The sequence below is a fragment of the Pyxidicoccus fallax genome (assembly GCF_012933655.1).
Lineage (GTDB): Bacteria > Myxococcota > Myxococcia > Myxococcales > Myxococcaceae > Myxococcus > Myxococcus fallax.
The window spans coordinates 1-10,610 of sequence record NZ_JABBJJ010000404.1; the positions used below are offsets into that span (position 1 = coordinate 1).

Below are 10,610 nucleotides of genomic sequence, written 5' to 3' on the forward strand. Positions count from 1 at the left end.
GGCCAGCGCCAGGGTGGGGAGGAGCGCCACGGCGGTGAGTGCTCGGGACAAGGTGGGCCAGGACGGCATGCGACCTCCAGACTGCGTGCGGGGGACGAAAAAGGCGGGCTCCGGAAGCGGGCCCGCCGGGAAGGTACTCAGTTCTTCGGCGGGGCGGGGACGGGCGCGTTCTTGAGGTGCGTGTCCAGGAACTCGCGGATGCGCACGGACGTGTCTGCCTCGCTCTTCTTGGTGCTGAAGCCATGGCCCTCGTTCTCGAGGACCATGTAGTCCACTGGCACCTTGTTACGCCGCACGGCCTGGACGATTGCGTCCGACTGCGCCTTCTTCACGCGCGGGTCGTTGGCGCCCTGGATGACGAGCAGCGGCTTGCGAATCTTCTCCGCGTGGAAGAGCGGCGAGACGGCGCGCAGCATCTCCTCCTGCGTCTCCGGGTTGCCGACCTCCTGGTAGAGCGCGTCGCGGAAGGCGACGGGCGGCAGCTCCTTCAGCGCGCTCAGCCAGTCGGAGATGCCGAAGACGTCCACGCCCACGTCGAAGGCGTCCGGGTGGAAGGCCAGGGCGGACAGCGTCTGGTAGCCGCCGTAGCTGGCACCGAAGATGCCCACGCGCGAGCCGTCCACGTACGGCAGGCTGGCGAGGTACTTCCGCGACTCCACGAGGTCGCGCAGCGGCTCGCGGCCGTGCTTCTGGTCATCGGCGGTGAAGAACGTCTTGCCGTAGCCGGCGGTACCCCGGTTGTTGACGCTGAGCACCACGTAGCCGGCGTTGACGAGGTACTGGATGAAGCCGAGGTAGCCCCGGTACGTCCCCTGCCCCGGCCCGCCGGGAGCCCAGACGAGCGCGGGCAGCTTGTTCTCCGGCGTGGCCTGATGCGGCTTGTAGAGGACGGCGTGAATCTTCAGCCCGTCGAAGGACGGGAAGCCCACCACCTCCGAGTCCACCAGGTCGTCCGCGTCGATGTCGGGGCTGAGCGTGTCCGTCAGCCGCGTGGTCTTCTTCGTGGCGAAGTCGTAGACGTGGAGGTTCGGCGGTGAGCGGTCGCCATTCACGTAGAAGGCCATGCGCTTCTCGCTCGGGGCCAGCACCACGTCGGTGATGGCGCCCCCGGGAAGCCGGGGCAGCGCCAGCGGCTTGTGGGCCTTCACGTCATGGACGCGGATGACGATGCGGCCATGCTCGTTGAAGCCGGTGACGCGCCAGGCGCCCTTTCTGGAGAGGGTCGTGTACTCCACGTCCCAGTCCGCCTTCTCCACCTCCTCCAGCTTCCCGGTGGCCAGCACGTAGCGCACCACGCGGGTGAACTCGGTGCCCTCGTTGGTGAGCAGGTACAGGGCCGTGGACGCCGGGTCGAAGGTGGCGGACTTCCAGGTGGCGGTGCCCTTGTGCGGGGTGAGGTGCTTCAGCTCCTTCGTGGCGACGTTGTAGAGGTGCACGTCGCCGTCGGCCAGGCTGTTGGGCTTGTCCAGGGAGAGCCACTTCTCGTCCGGAGACACGGCGCCCACCGCGTAGCCGCCGTCATTCTGGAAGAAGAGGGTGCGCGCGTACGTCCTGGCGTCGTAGCGGTAGACGTCCATGGCGCCCGGCTCGCGCTCGTTGCTCTGGACGTAGAAGGCGGAGCCGTCATGGCTCCAGCCGTGGAAGGTGGCGCGGTGCTTGTCGCCCGGGGTGAGGTCCTGCTCCTGGCCGTCCGGGGTGCGCACGTAGAGGTGCGTCAGCTCGTTGCCGCCCTGGTCGCGGGAGAAGAGCACGCGCTCGTCCTTCGGGAAGTAGCCCACCGCGAAGGTGGCATCCGTGGTGGAGCGCGTCAGCTGCGTGGGCTTGCCGCCCGCAACCGGGACGGAGAAGACGTTGAAGACGCCCGTCTGGTTGGACGTGAAGAGCACCCGCTTCTCGTCGGGGGAGAAGGACGCGCCGAGCACGTCCGTCGTCTTCATGAACTGGTCGATGGTGTACTGCTTCGGCGACCGCGAGGAGGGGCGGGCAGCCGTGGTGGGCTTCGTGGCCGGCGCCGGGGCGGACAGCGAGACAGCGGGGGCGAGTACGAAGGTGGCGAGCGCGAAGGACAACCTGGACCAGGACGGCATCGAGCCTCCAGACGACGCGTAGGTACGGGAGGCGGCTGCTCCCGTCGGGCGGAGGACTGTGGCGCAACGCTCGCGCCGTTCAAGGCTGGGACCCGACATTTCCGTCATTTGTGGAGCCCCCACGCGGAAAAGGTTTCACCCGCCCTGTGAAAGCCCCTCGCAACCGCGCGGAAGCACTGAGCCACGCGGTGGCACGCCGTACGCACTTCCGCGTGACGCGATGCAGATGGGCGCGGGGGGTGGAGCGTGCGCCGGATGCGGTTGGGAGAGCTGTTGGTCCGTCTGGGACTGGTGACGGAGGCGCAGGTGGCCACGGCGCTGACGTACCAGGCGCGGTGGAACTGCCGGCTGGGCGAGGCACTCGTCCACTTGCGGGTGCTCACGCCGGAGCAGGTGCTGCGGGCGCGGTCGAGGCAGCTCGGGGTGCCCTTCGTTCGGGGCGAGGCGATGGCGAAGGTGCCCGCCGCGGTGGTGGCGAGCGTGGCCCCCGAGGTGCTCGCCCGCTTGAAGGTGTGCCCGCTGCGCGCCGATTGGCACGGCACCCGGGGGACCCTCTACGTGGCCACCCACCAGCCGGAGGACCTCGCGCGGCTGGATGACCTGGCGTTCGTCACCAACTTCACGGTGCGTCCGGTCCTCGCGCTGCTGGAGGACATCGAACGCACGCTGCGTTGGCACGGCGTGTCCGGCCCCCGAGAGCTGGCGCCCATCGAGCTGCCCCCGGACGAGGGTACCCGCCTGGAAATCACACGAGGGGTCGAGCTCCAACCTGAACGCCTGTAACACGAGAAGGTGGAAGCCCATTTCCAGGGGAAGTGAAAGCCGGCCCCTTCCGCGTTCTGTTGGCGATGCACGAATCCCAGAGCTCTTTCGCCAGCAGCAGCGTCTCCACCGTCCGTCCGGGCGAGCGCAACCGGCTGGTCGCCGCGCCAGCGGACCCCCCGTTCGATGACGTATTGGCGGAGGCGCGGAGATGGCTCGACAACGTCTATGAGCGGATGGTGCAGGGCCCGGACGAGGTGCTGTGGCAGAACATGCACTCGCTGCACCTGGGGCTGCTCACGCTGCGGCGGCGTTGGAGTCCGGAGGTCTGGCGGAAGTTCTGCAAGGAGACGGCGAAGAAGCACCCGCTGCGGCCCTTCCTGCACCAGTGCCCCTTCACGCGCCGCGCCTGGGAACGCCCGCGCGGGTACGCGGGAGACGCGGTCCTCATCGACTACCTCTACATGGACCACGCGTCCGACGAGCTGCACGCGGGCCGTGAAATCTACCGGTACATGCATGCCCAGCCCAGCTCGCTCAGCGTGCGTGAGCGGCGCGAGCTGCTGGCGCGGGCCATCGACGAGACGGCCGAGCGCGTTCCGGGAGAGGCGCGCATCCTCTCCGTGGCGTGCGGCCACCTGCGCGAGGCGGAGACGTCCGTGGCGGTGGCGGAGCGGCGCATCGCCGAGCTCATCGCCTTCGACCAGGACGCGCTGAGCCTCGCGGAGATTTCGCACCACAACCCGCATGGCGTGGTGAAGCCCGTCGCCGGCTCGGTGCGCTCGCTCCTGTCCGGCAAGACGACGTTCCAGGACATGGACTTCGTCTACTCGGCGGGCCTGTACGACTACCTGTCGGACCCGGTGGCCACGCGCCTCACCGGGCTCCTGTTCGGCATGTTGCGCTCGGGCGGCCGCATCCTGGTGGCCAACTTCGCGCGGTACCCTCCGGAGACGGGCTACATGGAGGCCTTCATGGACTGGTGGCTCATCTACCGCGAGGAGGACGACATGCGCGCGCTCTTGGGCGAGGTGCCCATGGACCAGCTCGCCTCCCTGCGCCTGTACCGGGACAGCCAGGACAACGTCATCTACCTGGAGCTGACGCGCCGCTAGGGCCCGGGGCCCGTGCTGTCAGTGCACGGGCCCGGAGCGGGGCAGGGTGACGGTGAAGGTGGAGCCGTGGCCCGGGGTGCTGTCCACGGTGATGGTGCCGCCCAGGGCCTGCACGATTTCGCGGACAATCCACAGGCCCAGGCCGAAGCCGCCGTAGTGGCGCACGGACACGGCGCGCTCGAAGCGCTCGAAGATGCGCTCGCGGTCCTCCTCCGCGATGCCGATGCCGTTGTCGCGCACCTTCAGCCGGACCCGCCCGTCCTCGTGCTCGATGAGGACGTCGATGGGCTTGCCCGCGCCGTACTTCATGGCGTTGGCGACGAGGTTGCCCACCACCTGCTCCAGCCGCATCGCGTCCCAGCGCCCCACCAGCGAGGGTGAGGAGGTGTGGAAGTGGAGGGGGCATTCGGCGCGGGCGAGCGCCTCGCGGCTGCGCTCCAGCTGCCCGCGCACCAGCGGCACCAGGTCCACGTCCTCCAGCTTGATTTGCAGCTGGCCCTGGGCGATGCGCGAGATGTCCAGCAGGTCGCTCACCAGCCGCCCCAGGCGCTGCGTCTGGGCGAAGGCGGACTCCAGCTTGGTGGAGAGCTTCTCCGGGGACAGGGGCTTCTGCGTGCCGGCGCGCACCTGGGACTGGAGCCCCTGGATGTGGAGCTGCAGCGAGGTGAGCGGCGTCTTCAGCTCGTGCGCGGCGATGGAGAGGAAGTCGTCGCGGCGGCGCACCGCCTCCTGCTCGGCGCGGTACAGGCGGCCCTGCTCCTCGGAGAGGGCGGCGATGCGGGCGAAGTTCTCCGCGTTCTCCAGCGCGGCGCCGGCCAGCACGGTGACGAACTCCGCCAGCCGCTCCTCGTCATCGCCGAACAGCGCGCCCACCTGCCGGTGGCTGGCCACCACGCAGGCCACCGTCTTGCTGCGCACCTGGATGGGCGCGCACAAGAGCGAGCGCACGCCGAGCAGCTCCATGCTCTCGCTGACACCGCCGGGCAGCCCCTGGCCCATGACGGCGATGCGGCCCGTCTCCATGGCGCGGGACAGGGCGGTGCGGCTGATGCGCTGGGCCTCCACCTCCTCGTCGGACAACAGATTCCGCGGGTCCAGCACCACGCAGTGCTCGGCGCGCAGCAGCTCCATCATCGACTCGCGCGCGGCCTCGAAGACGGCCTCGCGGGACAGGGCGGAGGCCAGCCTGCGGCCGGCATCCAGCACGCGCGGGAAGCGGTCCACCAGCGACAGCGTGCCCACGCCGTTGCCGCGCTCGGCCTCCTTCGGGGCGATGCCCTCCTCGATTTCCTCCAGCTCGCGCGTGGCCTCGGCCAGGTCCTCGACGGCGCCGGGCCAGTCCAGCGCCCTTCCCAGCTCGCCGCGCGCCTTCATCGTCAGCGCGCGCTCCTGGCGCATCTCCTGCGTCTCCGCCACGCGCAGGGCCTGCTCCAGGAAGCGGCGCGCGCGCCGGGGGTGACCGCGCATGGCGGCCAGGAGGCCCCGCTCGCGCAGCGCGTGGGGGAGGTTGTTGTGGTAGGTGCGCGCGGTGTGGTGGGCGCGCTTCGCCACGTCGTCGGCGCGCTCCAGCAGCGCCTCGCGGCGGGCCGGGTGCAGGCTGGAGGTGCCCTCGGCGAGCTGGCGCAGCGCGGTGGCCAGCCACGGGCCGATGGGGGCCACGTACTCCTGGCGCAGGTGCGCGTCGTCGGCGATGCGCTGGGCGCGCTCCAGCACCTCCACCGCGCCCGCCGCGTCACCCAGGTGCAAGAGGCGGATGGCCTCCGCCTGGAGGACGCCCGCGTGGCTCTGCGGGTCCGGCTGGTCCGGGTTCGTCAGCTCGCTCTCCAGGAGGGAGCCGGGGATGCGGCCCCCCGCGGCCTTCGCCCAGGCCTCCAGGCCCAGCCGCAGCGCGTAGCGGTCTCCCAGCGCGAGCGCCGCCGCGTGCAGTTGCTGGCTCGTCTCCAGTGCCTCCTTCAGCCTGCCCAGCCGGTAGAGGGACATGGCGATCTGGAAGTTGGCGTTGTTCACCTCCCACGGGTCGCCGGTGCGCCCCAGCAGGCGCACCGCCTCGCGGCACTTCTCGATGCAGTCCCGGAAGCGCGACGAGGCGTAGAAGGCCAGCCCGTAGAAGTGCAGGGACTGGCCCTGGCCCCACACGTCGCCCTGCTCCCGGCGCAGGGCCAGGGACTTCTCCGCGTAGGCGTACGCGCGGCTGAACCAGGGCAGGGTGGTGAGCGCGGGCGAGTGCGCCGAGTACGCCTGCGCCAGTTCCGGCGTGGGCGGGTAGCGCTCGGCCAGGTTCAAGTCCCGCAGGTGCGCCCACAGCACGGCCATGCGCCCGCGGCGGTACCAGTAGCCATAGGCCAGCCGGCTGTAGAGCTGGACGGCCAGCATGTCCTTCTCGCCGCGCTCCAGCGGCCGGCGCGCGAGGAACACGCGCGGCGCCAGGGTGTGGCCCGCCTGCGACAGGATTTCCCAGATGGAGCTGGCGCCGGTGAGCAGGCCGCGCGGAGGCACCCAGCGCCCCAGGAGCTTGAGGCTCTGCTCCAGGTACGTGTTGGCCTGACCGAAGTCGCCGCGCTTGAAGGCCAGCTCTCCCAGCTGCCCGAGGATGCGGGCCTGCTCCGGCTTGTCCCGCGCGAGCGACTGGGCGCGCTCCAGCTGCTGCCGCGACTCCTCGTAGCGGCCGCGCAGCATGAGGACGTTGCCCAGGCCGGAGGCGATGCGGAAGCGGGTGCCCGCGTCCGCGCCGGGCGCGCCCCGCTCGGCGATGCGGTAGTTGAGCTCCGACGTCTCCAGGGCGAAGCGCTGGCGGGCCTGCTCCGCGGCCAGCAGCGCGTAGGGCAGCGCCTGCGAGTACTCGCCCGCGGCGTCGAAGTGGTAGGCCAGCTCGAAGGGGTCCTGCGGGGTGGCCTTCGCGGCCGTCCGTGCCGCCAGCCGGTGCAGCTCGCGCCGCTCCTGCGGCGTCAGCATGTCCAGCAGCACCTCGCGCAGCTTGTCGTGGACGAAGGTGTAGCGCGTGCCCTCCGTCCACAGCATGTGCCGGCGGCGCGGCTCGTCCAGCGCGCCCACCACCTGCTCCGTGGAGGTGCCGGCCAGGGCCGCCATGCGCACCGCGTCGAAGGACTTGCCCAGCACCGCGCCCACCGACAAAAGGCGCAGGGCCTCCGGGGGCAGGAGGCGCAGGCGCCGCACGAGGAAGGTGGCCGCTTGTCGCGAGGAGCGCGCGTGCGCCATGGCCTCGGGCTGCACCTCCCAGCCGGCGGCGCCGGGCACCAGCACGCCGTCCTCGACGAGGCCGTGCAGCACGGCGCTGGCCATGAAGGGGTTGCCCTCGGACAGGCGCGTCACCAGGTCGATGGCCTCGGGGGGCAGGGCGCCGGCCATGGACTCGGCCAGGCGCGCCACGTCCGCGGGGCCGAAGGCGGACAGGCGCAGGTGCGCGGTGGGAGCCAGCCGCCGCAGCACGTGCGTGGGGCCAATCTCCTCGCTGCGGAAGGAGAGGACGACGAGCACGCGGCCCCGGGCCTGGCGGCGCGCGAGCGACCAGCCCTCCAGCGCCCGCAGCGTCAGCTCGTCCGCCCACTGGCAGTCGTCCAGCACCACCACCGCGGGCTCGTCCTCCGTGCCCAGCGCGCCCAGGAGCGCCGTGAGCGCCCAGATGCTGCGGCTCTCGCCGAGCGACTCCGGCCCCAGGCCCTGGCCTCCGCCCTGCGGCATGGGGCACAGCGCGGGCTCCAGTTGCGGCAGCACCGTGCACAACCCGGCCTCCTGGCCCGCGAGCCGCTCGCGCAGGAGCTCCGCCAGCGCGGGCCGCTCCTTCATGGCGGCGGTGATGCCCGTGGCCACGCCGGCGAAGAGCTGGAAGGGGCGCTGGGCGGCCTGGTCCAGCGCCTGCCCGTGCAGCACCCACGCGCGGTGCTGGAGGGCGCGCGCGGACAGCTCCTCCAGGAGGCGGCTCTTGCCGCCGCCGGACTCGCCCTCGATGATGGCCAGCCGGCCCGGGTCCTGACGGGTGCGGTCCAGCTCGCGCTCCAGCGTGGCCACCTCCTCCTGGCGGCCGACGAAGGAGGGCTCGGCGAGGCTGCGGCGGTGGTCATGCGCGCCGGTGACGAGCTCCGGCTCCGCCTGCCCGTGCGCCAGCGCGTCCTCGATGTCTCGCAGGTCCGCGAGCGCGGACTCCGCGGACTGGTAGCGGTCCTGCGGGTCCGTCTGCAGCAGGCGGGCGATGAGCTCCTCCAGCGCGCGCGGTACCTCCACGCCCACCGTGCGCAGCCGGGGCCGCGCCGCCAGGTGTTGGCGCAGCACCTCGCCCACGGAGGCGCCGTCGAACGCGGGCCGGCCCGAGAGCGCCTCGAAGAGGACGATGCCCACCGAGTACAGGTCCGACGTGGCCTCCACGGGCCGGTTGAGCAGGCCGGCCTGCTCCGGGGAGAGGTAGCGCGCGGTGCCCACGGGGAGGTCGCGCAGGGAGGGGTCCAGCCGCTCGCTGCGCGACAGGCCGAAGTCCACGAGCGTGGCGCGGTCGAGGGGTTCCCCGCGCACCAGGATGTTGGAGGGCTTCACGTCGCGGTGGAGGACGCCGTGGCGGTGGACCTCCGCCAGCGCGGCGAGGAGGCAGCGGCCCAGGGTGAGCGCCTCGGGCACCGGGAGCGGCCCCGCGGACAGGCGCTCCTCGAGCGTCTCGCCCTGGAGCCAGGGCGTCACGAGGTAGAGCAGTTCGCCCGAGATGCCCAGATGGACGACGCGGACGACGAAGGGGCTGTCCATCCGCGCGAGGACGGCGGCCTCGTGCTCCAGGCGATGCCGGGCGGCCGCGGCGAGCGCCACGGCGGACGTCACCTTGACGACCACCCGCTCGCCGGTGCGCAGGTCGTTCCCGCTCCAGGTAGAGATGCCCCGGCCCGTCTTCAGGCGCTGGACCAGCTCGAACCTGTTGCCAAGCCGACGCCCGGGTTGAGGCTCTCCGGGAGCGACGCCGGCGTATTGGAAGCCCTCAGCCATTCAATGCCCTCGCCCCCAAGCCGCCTCGCCCCTGCGAGACGGTCGGCCGTGCGTCCCTCCAACAACCTTGGGTGCCGGAATGAACGGTGCCAAGGGGGAGACAGGCGCACGGTCCCCGTACGCTGCCTGGGACTTCAACAGCTACACATGTGGCGCTTCCCGGGCCCATTGCACACCCCGTGCAGGTGGGCCGGAGCCCGGGCGGGCAGACAGGCGCCTGCCCGGGAGGCTGGCTCTCCCGTGCGTCGGGGGACGGGGTGAGGTGGAGCACGGAGGGCTCCGCGCGTGGGGGGAGTGCGCGAGAAGGAAGAGGTTCGCTTCGACGTGCGACCCGGACGAGGTGACGACCGCCTCCGATGAGGGGACACGCCGCGCGGTGGGACGGCAGTACAGCCCCACGCTGCGCAAGTGCCTCCGGTCCGGCGTATTTGTCGGACTGGGCAGGTATTGCACGGTTTTGCTTCTCGCTCGGGGATCACGTCCAGGAGGCGCACGCGATGGGAAGACGCCGGTGGGTGGGAATTCTGTTGCTGTGGCTGCTGCCGATGACGGGAGGGGCCTCGGAGCCTCCCGTCCCCGAGGAGGCCGCGCCCTCACCGGCACCTCCAGCTCGCAGGTGGTACTCCCTGATGCGTTTGGAGGCGACGGCATGGGCGCTGCTTCCTCGCGCGGGCACGGGCGCGGAGGAAGGGTTCGTTCAAATCGAGCCGACGTTCATCCTCGACGGCGGTCCGGAGTTCGGCGTCAACGTGGGCGCACCTGTGCGGCTGCGCTTGTGGGGTGGCGGTGAGGGGGCGAGCGTCGTTCGGCGGCAGGACTGGGACAGCCTCTCGGACTGGGGCCAGCTGGTGCGCGGGCTCAAGCTGGGCTCCGACAACGCGCCGCTGGGGGTGTGGTTCGGCGCGCTGGAGGACTACAGCCTGCTCACGGGCCACCTCGTGCGGCGCTACTCCAACCGGACGAATCCCGACTATCACCCGGCCGGAGGCTTCCTCACCGGCACAGCGGGCCCGCTCTACACGGAAGCCTTTGTCTCGGACGTGCTGGGCGCGCGGCTGATGGGGGCGGAGTTCTCCCTGGACGTGCAGCACGTCCTCTTTGGCAGGCCGAAGGAGAAGGGGCGCTACACGCTGGCACTGTCCGCCGTGCATGACTGGGGCAGGGTGGGAGGACGAGCTCCCTCGGTAACGTTGGCGCACCTGGACGCGACCGCCGTGGTGCTGGTGCGTCCGGGCTTTGAAGCGCTCGTGGTCGCGGGCTGGGGAGGACGACCGGGCGAGGGAGGAGTGTGGGGCGCGGTGGTGGGCGCGGGTGCCGATGCGGTGACTCCAGCGCTGGACCTGACGCTGCGGCTGGAGATGCGCAGGCAACACGGCGGCTTCCGGCAGGGCTTCTTCGGCCCGGACTACGAGCTGGCGCGATTCCGAGCGGCGGGCCCTGACGGCGTGCCACTGGCCGAGGCGCCCTTGCCGGACGGCTTCTCCTTCTATGGGGAGGCGGTGGTGGGTTGGGATGCGGAGAGCTACGGCGGGCTCTACCGGCACCTGCGATTGTCGCTGGGCGCGGAGGCCTTCACCTGGGGCCGCTTCGACGTGGACGGGCGCGTCGCGGTGCAGCTCTTCGAGCGCAGCCTGGAAGTGGCGTTGAAGGGGCTGGGGGTGGG

At 71.5% G+C, this 10,610-nt stretch carries 6 protein-coding genes; 4 read left to right on the forward strand and 2 right to left on the reverse strand.

All coding sequences use genetic code 11. The features are described from left to right. Positions 1-137 precede the first annotated feature (137 nt). Entirely contained in the window at positions 138-1,937 is a 1,800-nt protein-coding gene (locus HG543_RS46620) for a S9 family peptidase (protein WP_246357792.1), read from the reverse strand. Between HG543_RS46620 and HG543_RS55990 the strand changes: the two genes are divergently transcribed. From HG543_RS55990 to HG543_RS46630, 3 genes are all read left to right on the forward strand, one after another. Further along, the gene (locus HG543_RS55990) at positions 1,936-2,109 is read left to right on the forward strand and encodes a hypothetical protein (RefSeq protein WP_246357793.1); all 174 of its coding nucleotides are present in this window, start codon (positions 1,936-1,938) and stop codon (positions 2,107-2,109) included. The two genes, HG543_RS46620 and HG543_RS55990, sit on opposite strands and share 2 nt — an antisense overlap. A gap of 233 nt (positions 2,110-2,342) precedes the next feature. After that, positions 2,343-2,870, forward strand: coding sequence for a cyclic di-GMP-binding domain-containing protein, MshE-related (locus tag HG543_RS46625; RefSeq protein ID WP_169351430.1), 528 nt, complete (start codon positions 2,343-2,345; stop codon positions 2,868-2,870). Positions 2,871-2,935: 65 nt separating this feature from the next. After that, positions 2,936-3,964 (forward strand): class I SAM-dependent methyltransferase, encoded by a 1,029-nt coding sequence (locus HG543_RS46630; RefSeq protein ID WP_246357794.1) that lies wholly within the window; start codon positions 2,936-2,938, stop codon positions 3,962-3,964. Positions 3,965-3,982: 18 nt separating this feature from the next. Here HG543_RS46630 and HG543_RS46635 read toward each other — a convergent pair whose 3' ends face one another. Beyond that, the gene (locus HG543_RS46635; RefSeq protein ID WP_169351431.1) at positions 3,983-8,947 is read right to left on the reverse strand and encodes an ATP-binding protein; all 4,965 of its coding nucleotides are present in this window, start codon (positions 8,945-8,947) and stop codon (positions 3,983-3,985) included. 497 nt (positions 8,948-9,444) lie between these two features. On the opposite strand from HG543_RS46635, the gene HG543_RS46640 reads away from it, so the two are divergent. Next, a partial coding sequence (locus tag HG543_RS46640; RefSeq protein ID WP_439332619.1) for a hypothetical protein occupies positions 9,445-10,610 on the forward strand: 1,166 nt, incomplete at its 3' end.

Bases quoted from the DNA above. Each gene is read 5' to 3' on its own strand.
- HG543_RS46635 (WP_169351431.1), bottom strand. From the start codon at position 8,947: ATGGCTGAGGGCTTCCAATACGCCGGCGTCGCTCCCGGAGAGCCTCAA.
- HG543_RS46630 (WP_246357794.1), top strand. From the start codon at position 2,936: ATGCACGAATCCCAGAGCTCTTTCGCCAGCAGCAGCGTCTCCACCGTC.
- HG543_RS55990 (WP_246357793.1), top strand. From the start codon at position 1,936: ATGAACTGGTCGATGGTGTACTGCTTCGGCGACCGCGAGGAGGGGCGG.
- HG543_RS46620 (WP_246357792.1), bottom strand. From the start codon at position 1,937: ATGAAGACGACGGACGTGCTCGGCGCGTCCTTCTCCCCCGACGAGAAG.
- HG543_RS46625 (WP_169351430.1), top strand. From the start codon at position 2,343: ATGCGGTTGGGAGAGCTGTTGGTCCGTCTGGGACTGGTGACGGAGGCG.